The following is a 21,895-nucleotide window of genomic DNA, read 5'->3' on the forward strand; positions in this document are numbered from 1 at the left end:
ATTGCCCACCAGGGGATTGGATTTAAGCCGTTTTCTCTTCGGGTTTTGTTGGGTGGGGGGGGGTGGGGGGGGGGGGTTGGGGGAAAACCCAAACCCCCCCCCCACGACCACCCGGACCGGCCACGCTGCGGTGCCCGTAGCGCTCACCTGGCCACAAGGCTTGTGGAGGGCCTGTGCTTCACGTGCGTGGGGTACGCGGAGCCGGCTTGCTCCTTGGCGCGCCGAGGTCGAGGCGCGTTGCGAAAGCCACAGTGACGCCTCCGGCGGGGGAGCGACACCTCGGCTCGGAGACAGGGCTCGTGAGTGGCTAGGACGGTTCTAACCGTCCTTACCGTTCACGAGGTTCAGCGGCTCCTCGCCGGCGGCGTACCGGCGCAACTGCTCGGCGACCAGCCGCTTCGCGCGCGGGTAGAACGACGCCGACCCGCCCGCGATATGCGGCGTGATGATCACTCCCGGCGCGGTCCACAGTGGATGCCCGGCGGGCAGCGGTTCCGGATCGACGACGTCCAGCGCGGCACGAAGACGCCCGGAGACGGCCTCGGCCGTGAGCGCCGCGGTGTCGATCGCCGAGCCCCGCCCGACGTTCACCACCAGGGCGCCGTCCGGCAGCGCGGCGAGTTCCGCGGCACCGAACAGGCCCATGGTCGCGGGCGTTTCGGGCAGGATCAGGACCACGATGTCGGCGGACGGCAGCAGTTCCGGCAGTTCGGCCACACCGTGCACGCGTTCCGCGGGCCGGGCCGTGCTCGCCACCCTGGTCACGATCGCTTCGGCGGCGACCAGTTGCCGCTCGATGGCCTGGCCGATCGAGCCGTGGCCGACCAGCAGCACCCGGCTGTCGGCCAGCGAACGCGTGTGCTCGCGCTCCCACGACGCCGTCGCCTGCTGCGCGAACCAGCGCGGCAGATCCCGCTGCGACGCGTGGATCAGCGCCAGCGCGTGTTCGGCCACGCTGAGGTCGTGCAGGCCGCGGCCGTTGGCCAGCCGTACCCCCGCCGGCACCAGCGGGAACAGCTTCTCGACCCCGGCCGACAACGACTGCACGAGCTTCAGCGACGGAAGCCGGGAGAGCTGCTTCATCGGCTCGGCACCGGTGTCGTACGGCAGCACGTAGACCTCGACGTCATCGAGGCCCTCGTCCGGCAGCGGACCCCTACCGTCGTAGAGCCGCGCGCTCAGCCCCTCGGGCAGCTCGATGTCGGACCAGGGCAGGATGGCTCGCTCCGTCATGCCGCCATTCTGGCCGTCACGACCGGCGTCACCCTCCGTGGGCCGCGACGCAGAACTCGTTGCCGACGGGATCGGCCAGCACCGTCCAGGCGAAGCCCGGCATCTCGTGCCTGTCCAGCTTCTTCGCGCCCAGCCCGACCAGACGCTCCACCTCCTTCTCCACGTCGTCGGTACCGAAGTCCATGTGGACCCGGTTCTTGCCCGCCCGCTCCTCCGGCACGCGCTGGAAGGCGAACACCGGCCCGTTCTCCTTCTTGGCGTGCAGGATCAGGAACTCGCCGTCGTGGTCCTGATCCACCTCGACCCCGAGCGCCTTCGTCCAGAACTCCGCGAGCCCGCGCGGATCCGCGCAGTCGATCGTGACCATGCCCAGTTCGATACCCATGGCGGCACGCTAGCGGCGCCCACCGACAAAACCGGGCGCCCGCGATAACCGGTTGAACCGTCCCCGGGCGGGGTGACTACGCTGCGCAGAACGTCTCAGCACGTAATTCCAGCGAGGAGCCCAGAAGTGATCACCAGGATGTCGTCGTTGTTCCTTCGCACCCTGCGTGAGGATCCGGCGGACGCCGAGGTACCGAGCCACCGGCTCCTGGTACGCGCCGGCTACGTCCGCCGGGTGGCCCCGGGCGGCTACTCCTGGCTGCCGCTGGGCCTGCGGGTGCTGCGCCGTATCGAGAACGTCGTCCGCGAAGAGATGAACGCCATCGGCGCGCAGGAGATCCAGTTCCCCGCGCTGCTGCCGAAGGAACCTTACGAGGCCACCGGCCGTTGGACCGAGTACGGCGACGCGTTGTTCCGCCTCAAGGACCGCAAGGGCGCCGACTACCTCCTCGGCCCGACGCACGAAGAGCTCTTCGCGCTCACCGTGAAGGGTGAATACAGCTCGTACAAGGATTACCCGGTCGTCCTGTACCAAATCCAGACGAAGTACCGCGACGAGGCACGCCCCCGCGCCGGCATCCTGCGCGGCCGCGAGTTCGTCATGAAGGACTCCTACTCCTTCGACCTCGACGACGAGGGCTTGACGAAGTCGTACGAGCTGCACCGCCAGGCGTACACGAAGCTGTTCGACCGCCTCGGCATCGAGTACGTCGTCGTGAAGGCGACCTCCGGCGCGATGGGCGGCTCGGCCTCCGAAGAGTTCCTCGCCGTCGCCGAGACGGGCGAGGACACCTACGTCCGCAGCACCGAATCGGGGTACGCGGCCAACGTCGAAGCGGTCACCACGCCCGCTCCCGAGGCGAAGCCGATCGAGGGCCTGCCCGAGGCGAAGGTCCATCACACGCCGGACACCCCGACCATCGAGTCGCTGGTCACGTTCCTCAACAACGCAGACCTCGGCCGCACCTTCACCGCCGCGGACACGCTCAAGAACGTCCTGGTGAAGACCCGCCAGCCGGGCGCGAAGGAGTGGGAGCTGCTGGCCATCGGCCTCCCCGGCGACCGCGAGGTCGACACGAAGCGTCTCGAAGCGTCGCTCGAGCCCGCCGAGTTCGAGCTGCTCGAAGAGGCCGACTTCGCCAAGAACCCCTTCCTCGTCAAGGGCTACATCGGCCCGAAGGCGCTGAAGGACAACGGCGTCCGCTACCTGCTCGACCCGCGCGTCGTCGACGGCACCGCTTGGGTCACCGGCGCCGACGAGCGCGACCACCACGTGGTCGACCTGGTCGCGGGCCGCGACTTCACCGGTGACGGCACGATCGAGGCCGCCGAGGTCCGCGAGGGCGACGCGTCGCCCGACGGCAAGGGCACCCTGGTCGCCGCGCGCGGTATCGAGATCGGGCACATCTTCCAGCTGGGCCGCAAGTACGCGGACGCGTTCGAACTCGACGCGCTGGGCCCGGACTCCAAGCCCATCCGCATCACCATGGGTTCGTACGGCGTCGGCGTCTCGCGGCTGGTCGGCGTGCTCGCCGAGCAGAACCACGACGACCTCGGCATCGTCTGGCCGCGCGAGGTCTCGCCGTTCGACGTGCACGTCGTCATCGCGGGCAAGGACGAGACGGTCGCCGCGGGCGCCGAGAAGCTCGCCGCCGAACTGGACGCCGCCGGCATCGAGGTCGTCCTCGACGACCGCAAGGCCACCCCCGGCGTGAAGTTCGCGGACGCCGAACTCGTCGGTGTGCCGACGATCCTCGTCGTCGGGCGCGGCCTGGCGAACGGCGTCGTCGAGGTCAAGGACCGCCGCACCGGCGACCGCGAGGAGATCGCCGTCGACGCCGTCGTGGAGCACCTGGTCAAGCTCGTCCGTTCGTAATGTTCGGCAAGAAGCGCCGGGATTCCCCAGGCTACGAGGACAACGCGGCGCTGGACGGGTTCGGGGGCTATCAGCCCTCGGACTCGTCCGGCTACACGCCAGCTCCCGAGACCCCGGCTCCTGAACCAGAGCCGGAGAAGCCCGCGAAGCAGCCGATGTCGCGGAGCGGGCGAAGGGCTATGTACGGCTTCTTCGCGACGATCGGTGTCATCGCGGTCGCCGCGCTCGCGAACAACAGTGACAGGTCGTCGGACAGCAGCGCGCCGACCACCCGGGCCCCGGTCGTCTACACGCCTTCGCCTCGGGTCGTCGCGCCGCCGGTGACCGAAGGCTGGCAGTCGGTGGCCGGGAAGGACGGCGTCTACGCCTACGACGTCCCGCCGAACTGGACGCCGAAACCCGGCACGATCCACGGCTGGGAGAAGGGCACCCAGGTCCCGGGCATCACCATGGTCGCCAGCGCCTTCGTCGGCGAGGGTTACTGCCCGCAGGAGAAGCGAAGCAGGATCGGCGGCGCCGGCGTGGCCAACATCAAGCTCGCCGATCCAGCCGCCGCGGCGAAGAAGGCGGTCGACGACCTCGCGGTCAGCGCCTACAACCCGGAGAACGGCCCGCTGACCGCCAAGATCACCCCGGAACCGCCCCAGACGACCGAGTTCACCCTCGGTACCGGCAAGAAAGTCCCCGCGAGCATCGTTCTCGCGGAGGTCGTCACCCCGCCGGGACCGTGTGGCGCCCAGCGCGCCCTGGTCGGAGTGATCGCGCCGGAACTGGGCGAAGCCTCGGCGGCCCTGGCCGTCTATTCGGGCCAGGACGCGCCGGGCGGTGCGGACCGCGAGCTGATCCTGAAGATCCTCAAGACCTACCGGGGTGTCCCGGAGGCCGACCGCAAGACCATCACGCCGCCGCCTTCGACCCTGCGCTGAGGCTGACGAACCCGCGCCGGCCGTAGGCCCCACTATCGCGGTGGCAGGGCGCCCTGTTCGCCCACCGCGACGTGGGCTACCAGCCCGCGCCCCGCCGACGTCGATCGTGGACGCGGGTCCACCGATAGGCGCTGAGGTTTCTTGCCCGACCGCGCGAGCTTCGCCAGCCGCAGCAGCCCGGTGTTCGGCAGATACGCCCGGCCGAGCGCGATCCCGATCCGCGGCAGGTCCGCCTCGTCGCGGAACGCGAGGTACAGCGGCACGTGGCGCGGCTGGAACTTCGCCTTGAACGCGTGCAGCGAACGGAAGCCGTAGAACGGCTCCATCATCGTGCCGAGCGCGTCCAGTACCCGCTCGACGGCGTGCGCGGGTTCGCCGGAGCTCGCCAGCGGGGCGCCGGACAGCGAGACGAACTTCGCGCCTTCCTCGCGGAAGGCCAGGCACGACGACGCGATCAGGAACTCCATCGACGGGCGGAATCCGTCGGCGCGTTTGCGCATGACGTCGAGTGTCCAGCCGCCGATCGCGCCCGCGCCGGTGTGGACCGGCAGCCACGATGTCACGCCGTGGACCACGCCGTCGGCGTCCACCGCGAGACCCACGCGGGTCTCGGGATCCATCGCCTCGTCGACCCCGCCGAGGGTGAAGCCCATTTCCGGCATGCCCTTGTCGCTGATCCACTCCTCGGAGATCGCGCGGACCTGCGAGATCACCGCGCGTGGCTGGTCGGCGAGCCGGACGAGCCGGAACTCGATGCCGTCCTTCTTGGCCCGGTTGAGCGCGGTCCGCACGTCCTGCCAGCGCTTGCCACGGAACTCCAGCGTTTCGAGTTCGATCAGGGTGTCCTCGGCGACCTGGACCTGCTTCCAGCCGAGCTCTTCGGTCTTGGCGGTGATGTCGCCGGTGGCGGAGAACAGGCACGGCACGAGACCGGTGTTCTCGCACATCGTGATGAACTCGGCGATCGTCCGGTCGGCGGCGCCGTCCGGGGCGATCGGGTCGCCGAGGGCGATGGCGACCCCGGCGTGCCGCCGGTAGGCGAGGTAGGACTTGCCGTCCGCGGCCACGAAGTACGAGTTCTGCGGCCAGGTCGTCATCCACGAAAGCGTGCTCCCGCCGTGGCGGCTGAGCAGCGTGCGGGCCAGCGCGGGGTTGCCCATCCGGCCGAGACGGCGGCACTTCCGTCGCGACGGCACCCGGAAGGCGCCACGCGAAGAGACCAGCAGCGCGAATTCGACCGTCCAGAGCAGGTTGTCCACGAAGAACAGCGGCGGATCCACCACGCCGGCGTCCTCACCGAAGATCTCCGCCAGCGTGAGCACCCCGCCGTAGACCATCACCTGCAGGATGACGAACGAGGTCAGGATCATCGCGCACCACCAGGCGACCTGGCTGCCCTTGCGCAGGCCGTTCATGATCGGCACCACGATCAAGCACAGGACGACGACTTCCCAGGTGGACAGCGAAAGCTCTTCGGACGAACCGAAGGGGCCGTTGCCCGGTACGAAGGACATCACCAGTTCGGCGACCGTCAGCACCAGCAGACCGGCCACGACGTAGAACCGCCACTCGCGCAGGCTCGGCCGCCGTTCACGCGAGGAATCCTTGGCACCGAGCAGCTTCCGGCCGAACGGCAGGGCGAGGACGAGGGCGAAGAAGTGCACGAGGTCGGCGAGCGTGCCGACGAAGATGATCGCGACCCCGGCGTAGACGCACAGGCCGGCACGCAACCGCAGGCGCCACGGCGGGCGCAGGGTGGCGCTGGCGACCGCGACCGCGGCGAGCGCGCCGCCGGAGAACCCGACGTCGAGGCTGCCCGCGACCCGTTCCGCCCATTCCCAGCCGGAGTTGCGGCTCAGCGCCAGGAACTGGACCGCCACGAGCACACTGACGAACTGGCCGCCGATGGCGACGGCCATCGCCCGCCGGGTGCCGAGCCGCCATTCCGCGAACCCGGCGAACAACGCGAAGCTGAGCACCATCGGCAGGTAGTACAGCGGGACGACCGCGAACAGCGGTCCGGTGAACAAGGTCCACCACCGGCCTGATTCGAGCGACGGCAGCCCATACGCGATGTACGGGTACACCGCGCGGTCCTCGGCGGCCGACCAGAGCGCGCCCGTGGCCAAGGCGAGCGCGAGCATGGTCAGCGTGACGAGGCTGGTGAAAGGCAGCCGGTGCCTCAGCACCGTGGCGATCTTGTGCGTCCGGCCCGGCGCGGCCGTCCCGCTTCCCCCTTTTGGCATGGAACTCAAATTAGGTCCGGGAGGTGCTCGGACACATCCGGCACGGGACCCATTTTTCCCTTAGGGGCGTGCTACTCGCGACGGATGCTCTCACCCATCTTGAGGACGACACCCCTGGCTATCGCGCCGGGGATCTCCTGGTCCGCCAGTACCAGGAGGACGTGGTAGCGGCCTGATCCGGGCAGCGCGCGCAGGGGGAGGGCGATCGCGGTGATCGCGACCGACGGGGCGGGGCACGGGCCGTCCGGGGCCGGGACGACGGTGGTGGTCACGGCGGTGGCGGTCGTCCCGCCGTCCAGGAGCGGCACCGGACCGGTTTCGCCGATCTCCGCTTTCGGGGAGCGTCCGTACGCCGCTTCGGCCCAGCGCAGCGTCGTTTCCTCGGCGGCTTGGGCGAGGCCGCCGACTTCACCCTCGTCGATGGTGGTGAATCCCGCCGTCGCGCGTGCCGAGAGATCGGTGCTGGGGCAGAAGGCGCGGCGGAACCGCGCGACCCCCTGCAGGGTGACGAGGTCCCCGGCCGGAGTCTCGTAGCCGATGGCGACGTCGGGCTCTTCGATCTTCCAGTCGGGCGGGACGTCGTAGACGAACGGATGATCGTCGGACACCACCGGTTGCCAGCCCGCGATCACGGGCCGGATCCGCGTGGCGGGCGCCGGGTCGGACAGGACGAGATCGTGGGCGGACGGCGGTGGAGGCGCGGTCTTGGCCTGGTAGGTGGCCGTCGTGCCGACGGCGAGGACGACGGCCAGCCCGAGGACACCCAGCGTCGGCCTGATGCGGAAGCGACGGCGCGGCGGGACGGCGTCCCGGACGACCGGGAGCGGCCTCGTCTGCTCGGCTTCGGTTTCGAGTGGCTGCCCGGTGAGCGGATCGACGAACCACGGCCGAGGTTCGTCGATCCGCCCACCGGGGCCGGTCATTGCTGCGGCCTCAAACTCGCGAGGATCTTCTGGGCGTCCGCCTCGGGCAGCGCGTCCGGTGTGCCCTGGTCGATGGCCATGACGAAGCAGATGGTCTGGTCGCCGGACTTGAACGCGGCCGAAGTGACCTTCACGCTCGGCGCCCGGCAGTCCTCGGTTTCGGCAGGGGTGAACGTCCCGGTCGAGCTGACCGCCTGGATCGACCCGCTCGCGATCGGCACCTGCGTGATGGCGGGCATCGGGACGTCGGGCTTGCCGGTGGCGGACTGGATCCAGAGCCGGACGGCGCCCCTGGCGGCGTTCTCGACCGGGATCCGGTCCGCGGTGGCGAAGCCGACGACACCGCGGTTCGAGCCGCGGGCATCCGGGCAGGCGCCGAGTTTGTACGTCGACGCCTCGTGGATGACCATCTTGAACTCGCCCTCGTTGTAGCCGACGATCTGGCCCGGCTTGGTCTCCCAGCCCGACGGGGGCAGGTCGTAGGCGGTTTTGTCCTTCACTGCCAGGATCCCCTGCCAGCCAGGCGTCGTCGAGGGCACTTTGTTGTCCTTCGGGGCACCACTGCTCGAGGACGGCGGCTTCGACGCCGAAGACGACGGCGGCACCGGCGCGGAGGAAGGCGGCGGCCCGGCCTGGGGCTGCGGCTCCTCGCCGTCTCGCAGGACGAAGAAGAGTGTGGCGCCCACGGCGATCACCAGGACCAGCGCGCCGAGGCCGATCCACAGCCCCTTGTTGCCCTTCTTCGGCGGCTCCGGCGCGAACCCCTGGTACGTCTGCTGCGGGAACTGCTGGTAACCCTGGTACTGCTGCTGGGCGTACTGGGGTGGGTAGCCCTGCTGCGGGGGTTGCTGCTGGTAGGGCTGTTGCGGTTGCTGCTCCGGCCAGCCGTTGCCGCCTGGGTATGCCATGAAGCGAGCTTAGTTAACGTCCCCGAGCACGGCCGCACGTACCGCTGCCAGGTCGGACAGGTCTCCGAGCACGGTGTGCGCGCCCGCGTCGGCCAGTTCCTCCGCGCTGAACTGCCCGGTCGCCACGGCCACCGCGACGGCGCCGTTGTCGAGCGCGGCCCGCACGTCGTCCGGGGTGTCGCCGATGACGACGACCGACGCCGGCGCGAAATCGGTGCCGTGCTTCGCCGAAGCGTGGCCGACGGCGGCGGGCACCAGATCGGGGCGGTGCGCCGAGAGCGAGCCGTAACCGCCGATCTCGAAGTCCACGTGCTCGTGCAGGTCGAACGCGGTCAGCTTGTGCACGGAGATCTCCGGCAGATTCCCGGTGACCAGTGTCTGGACGACGCCGCCATGCGTCGCGAAGGCGTTCAGCGCGTCCTTCGCGCCCGGGAGCGCCCGGCCGCTCGAAGCCAGTGTCGGGGCGTGGCTCTCGGAGACCGCGATCAGCGCGAGCCAGAGCTTGCGCACGTTCTCCTCGGTGGGCTCGACGCCGTGCGAGGTCAGGATGTCCGCGCTGATGGCGCGTTCGGTGCGGCCGCCGAAATTCGGCAACGCCCGCAGTTCGACGCCGGCGACCTCGGCGAGCGCGGTCGTGTACCAGGCGGCGCCGATGCCGCGCAGGTCCACGAGGGTCTGGTCGATGTCCCACAGCACGAGCCGGTGCGGAGTAGTCACGCGGTCGACGGTACCGGTGAGCTTATTCAACGTCTGTTGACTTCCGTGGGCGAGAGGCCTACCTTGACAGCTAATTCAACAGACGAAGAATAAATGGAGGACGGTCATGTCGAACCGTCGCCCCGCCGGGGCCTTCGCCTTACTCGCCGCGGTGGCCGGTGCGCTGGTCGCCGTCGTGCTCGGCTTTCTCACCTTCGGCGCGCAGGCCACCGTCGCGCCCGACGGGCTGCCCATCGCCGTTGCCGCGCCCCCGGGTCCCCTCGAGGCGGCCGCGCAGGGGATCGCCTCCCGTGGCGGCGGCCAGGTCTCGTGGCGGGTGACCTCACCCGAGGAGGGGCGGAAACTGTTGGCGGACAAGGAGGTCTACGGCATTCTCGAACTGCCGTCGACGGTCGTGGTCTCCGGCGCGGTGAATCCGTCCGGAACGCAGATCGCGCAGCAGGTACTGACCGGCGCCGCGCAGGCACTCGGCGGGACGCCGAAGGTCGAAACGCTATATCCCGCGAGTGCGGCGGGCCGGGTCGCGCCGCTCGCGTTGAGTGCGCTCGCTTGGGTCGGCTGCCTGGCCGCGGGCGCCGTGCTGATCCTGGCCGGACGACGGATCGGCAGGGATGCGGGAGTCGCCGCACGCTTCACACAGATCGTTTCGGCGGGCGTGCTGGTCACCGGTGTGCTGGCCGGGTTCCTGAAGCTGTGGGACCCCGCGCTCCCGCTCGGCTGGGACGTCCTGGGCTTTCTTTTCCTGTCCTCGACCGCGTTCGCGGCCCTGCAGACCGGCCTGCTGCGACTGCTCGGCGTACGGGCGATGGCGATCCTCGGCCCGCTGTACCTGGTCGCGCCCGCCGTCGCGGGTCAGGTACCGGAGCTGCTGAACCCCGCGTACCGCGCGGTGCTGTGGTCCTGGACGCCGTTCCGGTTCGCCGCGGAAGGGCTCCGGAGCCTGCTGCAGGGCGTGCCCGGCGCGCCGGACGTCACGACCGGGGTGTGGGTGCTCGGCGGACTGCTCGCGGTGGGGCTGGTGCTCGCGCTGTGGCCGGGCCGGTCAGCCCTCCAGAAGGCTGAAGCGGACACGCCGGACCGGGTTGTCCAGGTTGGTGTCCACTAGGCAGACCGACTGCCAGGTGCCCAGCGTCATCGCCCCGCCGAGCACCGGGATCGTCGCGAACGGCGGCAGCAGCGCTGGCAGGACGTGGTCACGGCCGTGACCGGGACTGCCGTGCTGGTGCCGCCAGCGGCCGTCGCGGGGGAGCAGTTCGTCGAGCGCCGTGAGCAGGTCTTCGTCGCTGCCGGCGCCGGTCTCGAGGATCGCCAGCCCGGACGTCGCGTGCGGGACGAAGACGTGCAGGATCCCGTCCTCGGCGTCCGCGTCGCGCAGGAAGGCCTCGGCGTCCTTGGTCAGGTCGTGCACCACGGCCACGCTGCCGGTGCGCACCTCGATCTCCGTGGAATACATGCTCTTCACGGTAGTGCCCCGAAGCGCGCCACGTAGTGCCAGACGCGTTTGAGGGCCTGCTGGTCGACGTCGCGGGCTTCGCCGAGGACCCGAGGGTCGAGGTAGCCGTCTTCGGCCAGTGCCAGGCCGAGTTCGACGAATTCGGGACCACGGTATCCGGGATGCCGTTCGAGTTCTTCGGTGGACAGGCGGAAACCGGGATGCCATTCGACCGGGCAGCCGAGCCTCGACGCGGCCTTTTCGACGTCGGTGCCGCGGTGGCTCGGGTCGAGAACGAGGGCTTCGACGTCCTTCGTGAGATCGACCGGACCGTGGACGTGTGCCTCGATGTAGTCGTCGAGAAGATCGGAGTCGTCCTGCTCCGCCAGCGCGATCAGTGCGGAAACCCTGGTGCCGCAGCCGAAATCCGCCGGGTTCAGCTTCGGCCGTTCGGCGGCGGGCGCGTCGTCGTAGGCGCCGCCGAACATCCGGCTCTCCCAGTGCCGGCGATCTCCGCCGGGATGTGCGGTGAGTCCTCCGTTGCTGGTCCCGGTTTCGAACTGGTTGCGGTAGAACCCGTCCTCGGCCATCGCCGCCAGCGGCGGAAGTCCGTCCATTGTGGACCTGTCCGGATGGAAGTGCAGCGTCACCGGCAGCCCGGCCTCGTGCCCACCGCGTGCTTTCGCCGCGACGTACGCAAGTGCCCACTGGTTCATCAGCCGAGTATCAGGCGTGCCGCCGGGCGAGGGCGACCAGATATCGGACCGGTTCGCCGGTCGGGTTGACGTAGGCGCACGGTTTGGGGGTGCCGAGCTGAAGGCAGTCGCCGGCGTCGAGTTCGTGCTCGACGTCGCCCTCGCGGAAGCGCAGATGCCCGTCGAGCACCCAGATCTGGTGATGGGTCAGCGCATAGGTGTGGGCGGGGAAGGCGACCTCGGCGCCCGCGGGCAGCACGACCTCGACCAGTTCCAGCGGCCCGCCGAGCGTGGGCGACACCGCGCGGCGCACGTACCCGGTGTCGGGGTCGGTCCAAGTCGGCTGATCGGCGGCGCGCACGACGCGCCGGTCGCCGTGTTCGGCGCGGGCGATCAGCTCGGACAACGTCATCCCGAGCGCGGCGGAAAGCCTGCTGAGCAGGACCGCCGTCGGCTGCGCCTCGCCCCGTTCGATCTTGCCGATCATCGCCCTGGACACGCCCGACATCTCGGCGAGGGCGTTGGCCGAAAGGTTCTGGTCGAGTCTCGCGGACTGGAGCGTCGCGGCGAGCGACGCGGACAAGGGATCGGACATGCTGCTCACTATAGTGGCAGTCTCGGTTACTATGGTCTCCATGGTGATCAGGGATGCGACGGAAGCCGACGCGACGGCGTGCGCGGAGATCTACGCGCCGTATGTCACCGACACGGTGATCTCGTTCGAGACCGAGCCGCCCAAGCCGGACGAGATGGCCGAGCGCATCGCCAAGGCACAGCGCTCACACGCATGGCTTGTGCTCGAAGACGACGAAGGCCGTGTCGCCGGCTACGCCTACGGAGGCCCCTTCAGCGGCCGCCCTTCTTATCGGTGGTCGTGTGAGGTCAGCATCTATCTGGAGCTCGGCCGCCGGAGGACAGGCGGCGGACGCGCGCTTTATCAGGCGCTGCTGGACAGGCTGGCGTCGCGCGGTTTCCGGAACTTCTGCGCGGGAATGGTGCTCCCGAACGACGCGAGCGCCGGGCTGCACCGCGCGCTGGGCTTCGAGCCGGTGGGGACGTACCGGCGGATCGGGTACAAACACGGGGCATGGCGCGATGTCGCGTGGGTGCAGCTGTGCCTGCCGCAGCCGGACGGGGTTCCGGTGGAACCTCGATAAGCCGGGGCCGAAGGGGACTTTCCCCGCATGCGATGACGCTGTTGGCGAATTCGTGGCCTGGCGGTTCACGTCGACGGACATCATCCGTGATCGGACACCGATCTCGCGTGGCTGGAGGCGGAACTCGCCCATGGCCGGATCCGCCGTGAGTTCCGTGTCCGATCACGCGAGATCGCCCTCCTGTCACGCGTGATCGCCTTAAGATCACGCGACGACCGGGATCCTCCGCGCAGCCACGAATGCGCCAACAGGCTCGTGCGATGCAGCGAAAGCGCCCTTCATCGCACGAGATGCGGGAAGGTCCCCTTCGGCCCTTTTCTTAGGACTCCAGATACCGCAGCACGGCGAGAACCCGTCGGTTGTCCCCTTCGGACTGGGGCAGCGCCAGCTTCCCGAAGATGCTCGATACGTACTTCTCCACCGAGCCCGCCGAAAGGAACAGCGCCGCCGCGATGGCCGAGTTCGACCGCCCTTCGGCCATCAAGCCCAGCACTTCACGCTCCCGCGGCGTCAGACCGGCGAGCGCGTCCGTCTTCCGGGTGGCGGTGAACAGCTGGCTGACCACTTCCGGGTCGAGCACGGTCTCGCCGTCGGCCACCCGCCGGAGCGCGTCGAGGAAATCCGACACCTCCGCGACGCGGTCCTTCAGCAGGTAGCCGACACCGCCCGCGCGGTCCGCCAGGAGTTCCGTCGCGTACTGCGTCTCGACGTACTGCGAGAACAGCAGAATCGCGCATCCCGGCAGTTCAGCGCGCAGCGCGATGGACGCACGCAGCCCCTCGTCGGTGTGCGTCGGCGGCATCCGGATATCCACAATGGACACATCGGGGCGGTGTTCACGCACCGCCGCGCACAGGCTGTCCCCGTCGGCGACGGCCGCGACGACCTCGTGCCCCCGAAGGTTCAGCAGTTCGACGAGCCCCGCCCGGAGGATGGCCGAATCCTCCGCGATCACGACGCGCACGCCGCCCCCTATTTCCGTATCGGTATTTCCGCGCTGATCACCGTAGGCCCTCCCGGAGGGCTGTCGATGTCGAGCCCGCCGTCCACCGTCGCGAGCCGCTCGGCGATCCCGGCGAGCCCTCCGCCGCGTACTGGCCGGGCCCCGCCTTCGCCGGCGTCGCGCACCACGAGCCGCAGGTCTTCGCCGACGATACCCACGTCGACCTCGATCGCGGAGGAAGTGTGTTTGGCGGCATTCGTCAGCAGCTCGGCCACGGTGAAGTAGACGATGGTCTCGATCGACGGCGAAGGCCGGTCCGGCAGGTCCACGGTGATCCGCGCGTCGATGCCCGAGCCCGCGGCCAAAGTGGACAGAGCGACGTCGAGGCCCGCGTCGAGCGCGGCGGGATGGATCCCTCGGGCGAGGTCGCGCAGCTCGACCAGGGCTTGTTTCGCGTTGGCGTGCGCGGCTGTGACCAGGGCGGTGACCTGCTCGATGTCGCCGCCGCCTGCCAGCTCGTCCTTCGCGATGCCGAGTTTCATCGCCAGCGCGACCAGCTGGGCCTGCGCGCCGTCGTGCAGGTCGCGTTCGATCCGGCGCAGCCGCCGCGCCGCGTCGTCGACCGCGGTCGCGCGGCTGCGTTCGAGGTCGCGGACGCGTTGGGAGAGGTCCTCGGCGCCGAGGACTCCGCGCACCAGCAGGCGGTCGAATTCGGTGAGACCGTGGACCACCCACGGCATCGCCAGGAGGACGGCCAGCCCGGTGACGGCGAGCAGCAGGGTGAGGGGCCAGGTGTCGACGCGGAGGTCGAACGTCGGCATGGCCTCGCCGTTCAGGGTGAACCAGAACAGCGGATAGCTCAGCGTGCTCACGGCGTACACGAAGAGGGTCGCGACCAGGAACAACTCGATCAACGACAGCGGCAGCCGGATCATCAGATAGGCGATCGACCGCCAGCCGAGAGGATCCCCGAGCCGCCCTTTCACGCCGTTCCAGAGGCCTGGCCGCGGTTCGGGCCGGGCAGGCGGGGTGACCGTCGTCCCGAGCAGGGCACGCGCCAGGCCGACGTGGGCGATGCCGATCAGCCGCGCGCCCGCCAGGACGCCGATGAGCACCGGCAGCCCGATGGTGAGCAGGCTCAGGCCGAAGCCGAGGAGCAGCCCGACGACGACGAGCACCACGAACGCCAGCGTCAGCGGCGCACCGATGATCACCCATGCCAGCTCGGCCCAGTACGCGCGGCTCAGCTGTGCGCTGAGGACGCGTCGAGTCAGGGCGAGGTGGGTGATCACGGCTTCAGCCTGCCGTGGCCACCCGGCTCGTGCCCATCCGGTTTTCCGTAATCTTCGTCTAGAACTCACTCCGGCGCGCTCGTGCCGTCACCCGACAGTGATCACGACTGTGTGGATTTCGGGTCATCCAACGTCCCGAAATCCACACAGCCCCGCATAGCCGACCTCAGCCGGGCGCGACTCCGCTAGTCTTCGCGGCTCTCGTCCGCCTGCGCCCGCTGGGACGCCTCGCGCATCTCGATGACGTCCGTCAGCCAGTCGCCGGTCTCGCGGGCGATGTCCCGGATCGCGCCGGTGATGATCGTCGCGATGTTGCCGATGTGGGTGGCCGCGGACTCGGTGACCTCTTGGACCACGTCCTTGGTGCTTTCGAACTGACCGACCATGTCAGACACCTTAAGCCGCTCGGAGGGTCTTGTCGCTCTCCACGGTAGCCGGAGTGCGGGGCTCACCGTTCCACGGAAGGGCCAGTTTCACGATCTTCTTCGCCACCGAGAACAGCTGCTTGTGCAGGGGGCCGGTGTTGTACGGCAGGCCGTACTTCTCGCAGATCGCCCGCACCTCGCCCGCGATCTCCGGGTAGCGGCGCGCCGGGATGTCCGGGAACAGGTGGTGCTCGATCTGGTGCGAGAGGTTCCCGGTCATGATGTGGAAGAGCTTGCCGCCGGTGATGTTCGCCGAGCCGAGGATCTGCCGCAGGTACCACTGGCCCCGCGACTCGTTCTCGGTCTCCTCCTCGGTGAAGCTCTCGACGTCGGCGGGGAAGTGCCCGCAGAAGATGATCGAGAACGCCCACAGGTTGCGGGTCAGGTTCGCGGTGGCGTTGCCCAGGAAGGTCAGCGGCGCGAGCGGACCGGTCAGCAGCGGGAACAGCACGTAGTCCTTGCCGACCTGGCGGCCTGCCTTCTTGAGCATCTTCAGGCCGACCTCCTTGTTGTCCGACCACTTGCGCTCGCCCTTGACGACGCGGTCGAACTCGAGGTCGTGCAGCATGACGCCCCACTGGAAGAACAGCGCGAGCAGCGTCGCGTACACCGGGTTGCCCAGGTAGTACGGGTTCCACTTCTGTGCCGGGTCCATCCGCAGGACGCCGTAACCGATGTCGCGGTCCTTGTCGAGGATGTTCGTGTACGTGTGGTGGATGTAGTTGTGGGAGTGTCGCCAGTTCTCCGACGGCGCGACGGTGTCCCATTCGAACTTCTGCGAGCTCAGTGCCGGGTCGCGCGTCCAGTCGTACTGGCCGTGCATGACGTTGTGGCCGATCTCCATGTTGTCGAGGATCTTCGCCACCGAGAGCGCGGTCACCCCGGCGACCCACGCCGGCGGGAAGAACCCGGCGAACAGCAGCCCGCGGCCGGTGACCTCGAGCGCGCGCTGGGTCTTGATGACGTTGTGGATGTAGTCGACGTCGGCCTGGCCGAGATCGGCGACGATCCGCCGCCGGATCTCGTCCAGTTCGCGGCCGAACTCCTCGACCTGGGCGGGGGTGAGCTTGTCCTGCAAGCCGGTCATCACGGGCTCCTTTCTAAGCGTTGATCTCGACGTCCCCGACCGGGACGGAGATGCAGAGCTGGATCTCTTCGTTCTCTTCGCTGGAGGTCTCGCCGGTCTTGGCGTTGCGCACGCAGCCGGAGGTCTTGATCTGCGTGCAGGAGAAGCAGATGCCCATCCGGCAGCCGTGTTCCGGGCTGAGCCCCGCCTCTTCGGCCTGATCCAGCAACGGTTTCCCGGAGTTGGCGAACTCGCGGCCGCTGCGCGCGAACCGCACCTGCCCTTCCGCGTTTTCGGTGTCGAAGGTGAGCGCCGGCGGCGTGAACTCCTCGGTGTGCAGATGTGCACCCAGGCCGTCGGCCTCGAAGACTTCGCGGACCGAATCCATCAGTGGCTTCGGACCGCACAGGAAGGTTTCGGCGTCGGGGTACCACGGCGCGGTCTCGGCGAGGTGTTCCTTCGAGAAGAACCCGTGCAGGTCCCCGCCGGTCTTGGCGTGAGTGAACGCGTGTACCACCCGCAGTCCCGGCAGGCGGCGCGCGAGGTCGGCGAGCTCGGCGCGGTAGAGCGCGTCTTCGGCGCCGTTGGAGTAGTGCAGGAAGGCGAGATCGCCCTCGTGTTTCTCGTCCGCCAGCGTGCGCAGCATCGACAGGACGGGAGTGATCCCGCTTCCGCCGCTCAGCAGCAGGATCCGCCGGGGCCTCGGCGATGGCAGGGTGAACTCGCCGTCCGGAGTGGACAGTCCGAGCACCGAACCGATGGTGACCGTGCGGTTCAGGTGCCGCGAGACGAGTCCCCGCGGGTCGGCCTTGATGGTCAGTTCCAGTGATCCGTCGTGCTCCGAACCGGCGGGCGAGTAGCAGCGAGTCCGGCGGACGCCGTCGATCTCGACGGTCACCCGCACGTACTGGCCCGCGACATGTCCGCGCCAGGCGCGGCTCGGCCGGATGGTCAGCGTGACCGTGTCGGGCGTCTGCCGCCGGACGTCGGTGACCAGGCCGCGGATCTCACGGCGGACCAGCATCGGATCGACGAGTTCGAGGTAGCGGTCCATGCCATGGGGCGTGAGCAGGGCCTCGGCCAGCGAGGCCAGCTGCCTGGCCCTGCGCGGTACCAGTGCCGTCATCACTTCTCCCAAATTCAGTGAACGCTTGTACACTCAATAGTGAAGTGGCGATGGTCGCGCTTGTCAACGCGAGAGGAGGGCGATGTGACGTGAGTGATACCGCCGAGGCGATTACGCTGTCCGTCGTGACAACGGAGCCCGTTTCCCGGCAGGAGCGCAAGCAGCGCACGCGGCAGGCGCTGCTGGACGCTGCCCTGGATCTGGTGGCGGAACGAGGGTTCTCCGGGCTCAGCCTGCGCGAGGTGGCGAAGCAGGCCGGGATCGTGCCGACGGCGTTCTACCGCCATTTCGCGTCGATGGACGAACTGGGCGTGGCGCTCGTCGAGGAGTCGATGCGCACGCTGCGCACGATGATCCGGTCGGCACGCACCAAACCGACCGCGTACAACGACATGATCAGGACGTCCGTGCGCATCCTGCGCGAGCACGTACGCGCGCACGAGGACCACTTCCATTTCCTGACCAGGGAGCGTTACGGCGGCACGGGACCGGTCCGGCAGGCGATCGCGTTCGAACTCAAGCTCTTCGTCAGCGAGCTCGCCGTCGACCTCGCGCGGTTCGACGATCTCCGCGAATGGAGCACCGAAGACCTCCACCTGCTCGCCGACCTGATCGTGACGACCATGCTCACGACGGTGCTGGAGCTGCTCGAAACACCTTCGCGTGACGACGAGATCGTGCGCACGGCCGAACGGCGGCTGCGGCTGATCTTTCTGGGCGTGCCGAACTGGCGCAGCGTTCCGTGATGCGGAAAGCGCTGCCATAAGCCCCTTATGACGTCGCGCACCTGGATCGATGGCTGGATCGATCGTGATGATCGATGTCACGGAAAGATGCCATCCGGATACGTTCAGCCAGGAAAGTTGTCGGCTGGGCGTGGTAAGAAGTGCGGGTTCGTGTGGTCCTCTCCAGCGAGGAGGTCGCCTGTGGCGGCAGAGAACGAGCAGCTCACGGTCGGTGTGGTCCGGGAAACCGGACAAGGCGAACGCCGTATCGCGCTGGTACCGAAACTCATCGAGCGCGTTTCCGGACGCGGACTGCGGGTGGTGGTCGAGCCCGGCGCGGGCGCCGGCGCGCTGCTCGCCGACGAGACCTTCGAGCAGGCGGGAGCGGTGATCGGCGATCCGTGGGATGCCGACATCGTGGTAAAGGTGGCGCCTCCGAGCGCGGCCGAAGTCGCGAAGCTCAAACAGGGCACCATTCTCATCGGCTTCCTGAATCCGAGGGGTGATCCCGGCGGGATAGCGGCGCTCGAATCGGCGGGCGTGCGCGCCTTCGCCGTCGAGGCGATCCCGCGGATCTCCCGCGCGCAGGCGATGGACGCGTTGTCGTCGCAGAGCAGCGTCGCGGGCTATCGCGCGGTCTTGCTGGCCGCGGAGAAGCTCACCCGCTTCTTCCCGATGCTCACCACCGCCGCCGGGACGGTGCCACCGGCGAAGGTGCTCGTGCTCGGCGCCGGTGTCGCCGGGTTGCAGGCCTTGGCGACGGCGAAACGGCTCGGCGCGCAGACCACCGGGTACGACGTCCGGCCCGAGGTCGGCGAGCAGGTGAAGTCGCTCGGCGCGAAATTCCTCGACCTCGGCATCGAGGCGGTCGGTGAAGGCGGGTACGCCCGCGAGCTGACCGACGAGGAAAAGGCCGAGCAGCAACGCAGGCTCACCGAGGCGATCACGAGGTTCGACGTCGTGATCACCACCGCGCTCGTCCCCGGCCGCCGGGCGCCGGTCCTCGTCACCGCCGACGCGGTGAAGGGGATGCCCGCCGGCGGTGTCGTGGTCGACCTCGCCGGAGAGTCCGGCGGCAACTGTGAACTGACGAAACCGGGTGAGGAGGTCGTCGAGCACGACGTCACCATCTGCTCGCCGCTCAACCTCGCCGCGGAGATGCCCGCGCATTCCAGCGAGCTCTACGCGCGCAACGTCACCGAGTTGCTCGAACTGCTCGTCGACAAGGAAGGCAAGCTCGCGCTCGACTTCTCCGACGAGATCGTCGCCGGGGCCTGCGTGGCCGGAAAAGAAGAAGGAGGCGAGTGATGCTCGTAGGCAGTTTGGCGATCCTCGTACTCGCCGGATTCGTGGGCTTCACGGTCATCTCCAAGGTGCCCAACACGTTGCACACCCCGCTCATGTCGGGCACCAACGCGATCCACGGCATCGTCCTGCTCGGCGGGCTGATCGTGCTCGGCCTCGGGGTCGACGGCGTACTGAACAAGATCCTGCTGGTGATCGCGATCGCCTTCGGCACGATCAACGTGGTCGGCGGCTTCCTCGTCACCGACCGGATGCTCTCGATGTTCAAGGCGAAGAAGCCGGAAGACGGTGGTGACAAGTGACGACCTTCATCGCCGTCCTCTACATCATTTCCTTCGCGCTGTTCATCTACGGCCTCATGGGCTTGACCGGTCCGCGCACCGCGGTGCGCGGCAACTGGATCGCCGCGGTCGGCATGGGCATCGCGGTGATCGCGACACTGCTGACGCCGGGCATGGGCAACTGGCTGCTCATCGCGCTCGGCGTCGCGATCGGGGTCGTCGTCGGCGTGCCGTCCGCGCGCAAGGTGAAGATGACCGCGATGCCGCAGATGGTGGCGCTGTTCAACGGCGTCGGCGGCGGAGCGGTCGCGCTCATCGCGTGGGTCGAGTTCCGCACCACCGAGGGCTACGCGCACGAGCCCGCGTACGTCGCGATCGCGTCGTTGTTCGCCGCGATCGTCGGTTCGGTGTCCTTCTGGGGCTCGAACATCGCGTTCGGGAAACTGCAGGAACTCATCTCCGGCCGCCCGATCACGCTGGGCAAACTGCAGCAGCCGGTGAACGCCCTGGTGCTGATCGCCGCGATCGTGCTCGCGGTCGTCATCGCGAGCGGCGGTGACGCCGAACTGCTGATGATCGGCCTGCTGGTCGCGGCGGGCGTGCTCGGCGTGGTGGTCGTGCTGCCGATCGGCGGCGCGGACATGCCGGTCGTCATCTCGTTGCTGAACGCGCTCACCGGATTGTCGGCCGCGGCCATGGGGCTCGCGCTCGACAACACCGCGCTGATCGTGGCGGGCATGATCGTCGGCGCTTCGGGTTCGATCCTGACGAACCTGATGGCGAAGGCGATGAACCGGTCGATCCCGGCCATCGTCGCCGGCGGGTTCGGCGGCGGCACGGCGGTCGCGAGCGGTGGATCCGGCGAGGTCCGGCCGGTCCGCAGCACCAGCGCGTCCGACACCGCGATCCAGATGGCGTACGCCAACAAGGTCGTGGTCGTGCCCGGCTACGGCATGGCCGTCGCGCAGGCGCAGCACGTGGTCCGCGAGATGGCGAAACTGCTGGAGGCCAAGGGGATCACGGTCGCGTACGCCATCCACCCGGTGGCGGGCCGGATGCCGGGGCATATGAACGTGCTCCTCGCCGAGGCCGACGTCCCGTACGAGCAGCTCAAGGAGATGGACGAGATCAACTCCGAGTTCGCCCAGACCGACGTCGCGCTGGTGATCGGCGCGAACGACGTCACGAACCCGGCCGCGGAGACCGATCCGGGCTCGCCCATCTACGGGATGCCGATCCTCAAGGTGAACCACAGCCGGTCGGTGATCGTGCTCAAACGCTCGATGAGCTCGGGCTTCGCCGGCATCGACAACGAGCTCTTCTACGATGCGAAGACCAGCATGCTCTTCGGCGACGCCAAATCGTCGGTGGGCGAGATCGTGGAGGAACTCAAAGCACTGTGATCGGTCCCTCGGAAGTCGTCGCCTCGTTCGACGACCCGGCCGACAACCTCGCGTTCGACGAAGCCCTCCTGCGTGCCGCACCGGAGGCGCCGGTCCTGTGGATCTGGCGCAACACCGACTGTGTGGTCGTGGGGCGGGGGCAGAAGATCGAACGCGAGGTCAAGGCCGACGTCTGTGCGAGCGACGGCGTCCCGGTGCTGCGCCGGGCCAGCGGCGGCGGCACCGTGTTCCACGATCCCGGCAATCTCAACATCACGCTCGTCCTGCCGGGACCGTCGGACAGACCGCTGGAAGCACTCGGGGAACTGATGACCGCGACGGTGGCCGAACTCGGGCTGCCGTCGCGGCTCGGTGATCGCGGCCTGTTCGTCGGTGACGCGAAGCTGTGCGGTTTCGCCGTGTTCCGGACGAGAACGGGCTTGCTCGCGCACTCCACGCTGCTCGTCTCTACCGCGGCGGAACGGGTCGGCCGGTATCTCACTTCGGCACCCTCGGATCCCCGGCCGCTCGACTCCCATCGGAGCCCGGTCGCGTCGCTCGCCGAGCATGGCCTGCGCAAAGGTGTTGCCGAAGTCACGGCCGCGGTCCGTGTGGCGGCGGCCGCGCGACTGGGTGAACTCACCATCCGGAAGCCCTCGGCCGAGGAGCTGGAGCGGCACCGCTCGCTCCAGCACACGCGGTATCACTACCAGGAATGGCATGCCAAGGGCGCTCAGCGTCCGGGCTCGTGAGTGGTAAGGACGGTTAGAACCGTCCTTACCACTCACGAGCCCCATGCAATCGGGCCCTCTTCACAGAATTGCGCGAGAGGGCCCGATCGGTATTTCGGGAA

The 21,895-nt window shown here is 68.8% G+C and carries 23 protein-coding genes; 9 read left to right on the top strand and 14 right to left on the bottom strand.

All coding sequences use genetic code 11. The annotated features are described in order from the left end of the window. Positions 1-318: 318 nt before the first annotated feature. Both AC069I_RS12535 and AC069I_RS12540 read right to left on the bottom strand, forming a co-directional pair. Positions 319-1,233: a 2-hydroxyacid dehydrogenase gene (locus AC069I_RS12535; RefSeq protein ID WP_478265447.1), complete on the bottom strand. Its 915-nt coding sequence runs from the start codon at positions 1,231-1,233 to the stop codon at positions 319-321. Between the two features lie 28 nt (positions 1,234-1,261). Then, positions 1,262-1,618 (bottom strand): VOC family protein, encoded by a 357-nt coding sequence (locus tag AC069I_RS12540; protein ID WP_478265448.1) that lies wholly within the window; start codon positions 1,616-1,618, stop codon positions 1,262-1,264. Between the two features lie 126 nt (positions 1,619-1,744). On the opposite strand from AC069I_RS12540, the gene AC069I_RS12545 reads away from it, so the two are divergent. Continuing rightward, on the top strand, positions 1,745-3,493 hold the full coding sequence (locus tag AC069I_RS12545; protein ID WP_478230187.1) for a proline--tRNA ligase: 1,749 nt from the start codon (positions 1,745-1,747) through the stop codon (positions 3,491-3,493). Further along, positions 3,493-4,419 carry a DUF8017 domain-containing protein gene (locus tag AC069I_RS12550; RefSeq protein WP_478265449.1) on the top strand — a complete coding sequence of 309 codons (927 nt, stop codon included), beginning with the start codon at positions 3,493-3,495 and terminating at the stop codon, positions 4,417-4,419. Before AC069I_RS12545 ends, AC069I_RS12550 begins: the two co-directional genes overlap by 1 nt. Positions 4,420-4,451: 32 nt before the next feature. On the opposite strand, the gene AC069I_RS12555 is transcribed toward AC069I_RS12550, so the two are convergent. From AC069I_RS12555 to AC069I_RS12570, 4 genes are all read right to left on the bottom strand, one after another. Next, the gene (locus AC069I_RS12555) at positions 4,452-6,665 is read right to left on the bottom strand and encodes a bifunctional lysylphosphatidylglycerol flippase/synthetase MprF (protein WP_478265450.1); all 2,214 of its coding nucleotides are present in this window, start codon (positions 6,663-6,665) and stop codon (positions 4,452-4,454) included. Between the two features lie 71 nt (positions 6,666-6,736). Then, entirely contained in the window at positions 6,737-7,588 is an 852-nt protein-coding gene (locus AC069I_RS12560; protein WP_478265451.1) for a DUF8017 domain-containing protein, read from the bottom strand. Beyond that, the gene (locus AC069I_RS12565) at positions 7,585-8,496 is read right to left on the bottom strand and encodes a DUF8017 domain-containing protein (RefSeq protein ID WP_478265452.1); all 912 of its coding nucleotides are present in this window, start codon (positions 8,494-8,496) and stop codon (positions 7,585-7,587) included. Before AC069I_RS12565 ends, AC069I_RS12560 begins: the two co-directional genes overlap by 4 nt. Positions 8,497-8,505: 9 nt before the next feature. After that, positions 8,506-9,192 carry an HAD hydrolase-like protein gene (locus AC069I_RS12570; protein WP_478230233.1) on the bottom strand — a complete coding sequence of 229 codons (687 nt, stop codon included), beginning with the start codon at positions 9,190-9,192 and terminating at the stop codon, positions 8,506-8,508. Between the two features lie 127 nt (positions 9,193-9,319). On the opposite strand from AC069I_RS12570, the gene AC069I_RS12575 reads away from it, so the two are divergent. Next, a complete protein-coding gene (locus tag AC069I_RS12575; protein WP_478265453.1) occupies positions 9,320-10,318 on the top strand; it encodes a YhgE/Pip domain-containing protein in 999 nt (332 codons plus the stop codon). Here AC069I_RS12575 and AC069I_RS12580 read toward each other — a convergent pair. Genes AC069I_RS12580 through AC069I_RS12590 form a run of 3 tightly spaced genes read right to left on the bottom strand, consistent with a single transcriptional unit; the run spans position 10,256 to position 11,935 of the window. After that, positions 10,256-10,666, bottom strand: coding sequence for a secondary thiamine-phosphate synthase enzyme YjbQ (locus AC069I_RS12580; protein ID WP_478230193.1), 411 nt, complete (start codon positions 10,664-10,666; stop codon positions 10,256-10,258). The genes AC069I_RS12575 and AC069I_RS12580 overlap by 63 nt on opposite strands. Positions 10,667-10,671: 5 nt before the next feature. Continuing rightward, the gene (locus AC069I_RS12585; RefSeq protein WP_478265454.1) at positions 10,672-11,361 is read right to left on the bottom strand and encodes a DUF3626 domain-containing protein; all 690 of its coding nucleotides are present in this window, start codon (positions 11,359-11,361) and stop codon (positions 10,672-10,674) included. A 10-nt stretch (positions 11,362-11,371) separates the two neighbouring features. Then, entirely contained in the window at positions 11,372-11,935 is a 564-nt protein-coding gene (locus tag AC069I_RS12590; RefSeq protein ID WP_478265455.1) for a helix-turn-helix domain-containing protein, read from the bottom strand. A 31-nt stretch (positions 11,936-11,966) separates the two neighbouring features. On the opposite strand from AC069I_RS12590, the gene AC069I_RS12595 reads away from it, so the two are divergent. Continuing rightward, positions 11,967-12,497, top strand: a complete 531-nt coding sequence (locus AC069I_RS12595; RefSeq protein ID WP_340687412.1) for a GNAT family N-acetyltransferase — start codon at positions 11,967-11,969, stop codon at positions 12,495-12,497. Positions 12,498-12,816: 319 nt separating this feature from the next. Here the strand turns inward: AC069I_RS12595 and AC069I_RS12600 are convergent, their stop codons facing one another. From AC069I_RS12600 to AC069I_RS12620, 5 genes are all read right to left on the bottom strand, one after another. Beyond that, on the bottom strand, positions 12,817-13,461 hold the full coding sequence (locus AC069I_RS12600) for a response regulator transcription factor (protein ID WP_125673115.1): 645 nt from the start codon (positions 13,459-13,461) through the stop codon (positions 12,817-12,819). An 8-nt stretch (positions 13,462-13,469) separates the two neighbouring features. Then, positions 13,470-14,732, bottom strand: coding sequence for a sensor histidine kinase (locus AC069I_RS12605; RefSeq protein ID WP_478265456.1), 1,263 nt, complete (start codon positions 14,730-14,732; stop codon positions 13,470-13,472). Between the two features lie 185 nt (positions 14,733-14,917). Beyond that, a complete protein-coding gene (locus tag AC069I_RS12610; protein WP_340687415.1) occupies positions 14,918-15,118 on the bottom strand; it encodes a hypothetical protein in 201 nt (66 codons plus the stop codon). A gap of 10 nt (positions 15,119-15,128) precedes the next feature. Further along, positions 15,129-16,244: a fatty acid desaturase family protein gene (locus AC069I_RS12615; RefSeq protein WP_478265457.1), complete on the bottom strand. Its 1,116-nt coding sequence runs from the start codon at positions 16,242-16,244 to the stop codon at positions 15,129-15,131. 13 nt (positions 16,245-16,257) lie between these two features. Continuing rightward, complete coding sequence (locus tag AC069I_RS12620; RefSeq protein ID WP_478265458.1) at positions 16,258-17,349, bottom strand: ferredoxin reductase; 1,092 nt, start codon at positions 17,347-17,349, stop codon at positions 16,258-16,260. An 89-nt stretch (positions 17,350-17,438) separates the two neighbouring features. Here AC069I_RS12620 and AC069I_RS12625 point away from each other — a divergent pair, with 89 nt between their 5' ends. From AC069I_RS12625 to AC069I_RS12645, 5 genes are all read left to right on the top strand, one after another. Next, positions 17,439-18,095: a TetR family transcriptional regulator gene (locus AC069I_RS12625; RefSeq protein WP_478230199.1), complete on the top strand. Its 657-nt coding sequence runs from the start codon at positions 17,439-17,441 to the stop codon at positions 18,093-18,095. Between the two features lie 180 nt (positions 18,096-18,275). Further along, entirely contained in the window at positions 18,276-19,382 is a 1,107-nt protein-coding gene (locus AC069I_RS12630) for a Re/Si-specific NAD(P)(+) transhydrogenase subunit alpha (RefSeq protein ID WP_478230200.1), read from the top strand. Continuing rightward, a complete protein-coding gene (locus tag AC069I_RS12635; RefSeq protein WP_007032801.1) occupies positions 19,382-19,681 on the top strand; it encodes an NAD(P) transhydrogenase subunit alpha part 2 in 300 nt (99 codons plus the stop codon). The genes AC069I_RS12630 and AC069I_RS12635 overlap by 1 nt, the downstream gene beginning before the upstream one ends. Next, entirely contained in the window at positions 19,678-21,063 is a 1,386-nt protein-coding gene (locus tag AC069I_RS12640; RefSeq protein WP_340687420.1) for an NAD(P)(+) transhydrogenase (Re/Si-specific) subunit beta, read from the top strand. The genes AC069I_RS12635 and AC069I_RS12640 overlap by 4 nt, the downstream gene beginning before the upstream one ends. After that, on the top strand, positions 21,060-21,794 hold the full coding sequence (locus AC069I_RS12645; RefSeq protein WP_478230201.1) for a lipoate--protein ligase family protein: 735 nt from the start codon (positions 21,060-21,062) through the stop codon (positions 21,792-21,794). The genes AC069I_RS12640 and AC069I_RS12645 overlap by 4 nt, the downstream gene beginning before the upstream one ends. Positions 21,795-21,895: the final 101 nt, after the last annotated feature.

The sequence above is a fragment of the Amycolatopsis sp. NPDC043885 genome, from assembly GCF_056435685.1.

Coding starts and splice junctions, on each gene's coding strand:
- AC069I_RS12535 (WP_478265447.1), bottom strand. CDS start 1,233: ATGACGGAGCGAGCCATCCTGCCCTGGTCCGACATCGAGCTGCCCGAG.
- AC069I_RS12540 (WP_478265448.1), bottom strand. CDS start 1,618: ATGGGTATCGAACTGGGCATGGTCACGATCGACTGCGCGGATCCGCGC.
- AC069I_RS12550 (WP_478265449.1), top strand. CDS start 3,493: ATGTTCGGCAAGAAGCGCCGGGATTCCCCAGGCTACGAGGACAACGCG.
- AC069I_RS12555 (WP_478265450.1), bottom strand. CDS start 6,665: ATGCCAAAAGGGGGAAGCGGGACGGCCGCGCCGGGCCGGACGCACAAG.
- AC069I_RS12560 (WP_478265451.1), bottom strand. CDS start 7,588: ATGACCGGCCCCGGTGGGCGGATCGACGAACCTCGGCCGTGGTTCGTC.
- AC069I_RS12565 (WP_478265452.1), bottom strand. CDS start 8,496: ATGGCATACCCAGGCGGCAACGGCTGGCCGGAGCAGCAACCGCAACAG.
- AC069I_RS12575 (WP_478265453.1), top strand. CDS start 9,320: ATGTCGAACCGTCGCCCCGCCGGGGCCTTCGCCTTACTCGCCGCGGTG.
- AC069I_RS12580 (WP_478230193.1), bottom strand. CDS start 10,666: ATGTATTCCACGGAGATCGAGGTGCGCACCGGCAGCGTGGCCGTGGTG.
- AC069I_RS12585 (WP_478265454.1), bottom strand. CDS start 11,361: ATGAACCAGTGGGCACTTGCGTACGTCGCGGCGAAAGCACGCGGTGGG.
- AC069I_RS12590 (WP_478265455.1), bottom strand. CDS start 11,935: ATGTCCGATCCCTTGTCCGCGTCGCTCGCCGCGACGCTCCAGTCCGCG.
- AC069I_RS12595 (WP_340687412.1), top strand. CDS start 11,967: ATGGTCTCCATGGTGATCAGGGATGCGACGGAAGCCGACGCGACGGCG.
- AC069I_RS12610 (WP_340687415.1), bottom strand. CDS start 15,118: ATGGTCGGTCAGTTCGAAAGCACCAAGGACGTGGTCCAAGAGGTCACC.
- AC069I_RS12615 (WP_478265457.1), bottom strand. CDS start 16,244: ATGACCGGCTTGCAGGACAAGCTCACCCCCGCCCAGGTCGAGGAGTTC.
- AC069I_RS12620 (WP_478265458.1), bottom strand. CDS start 17,349: ATGACGGCACTGGTACCGCGCAGGGCCAGGCAGCTGGCCTCGCTGGCC.
- AC069I_RS12635 (WP_007032801.1), top strand. CDS start 19,382: ATGCTCGTAGGCAGTTTGGCGATCCTCGTACTCGCCGGATTCGTGGGC.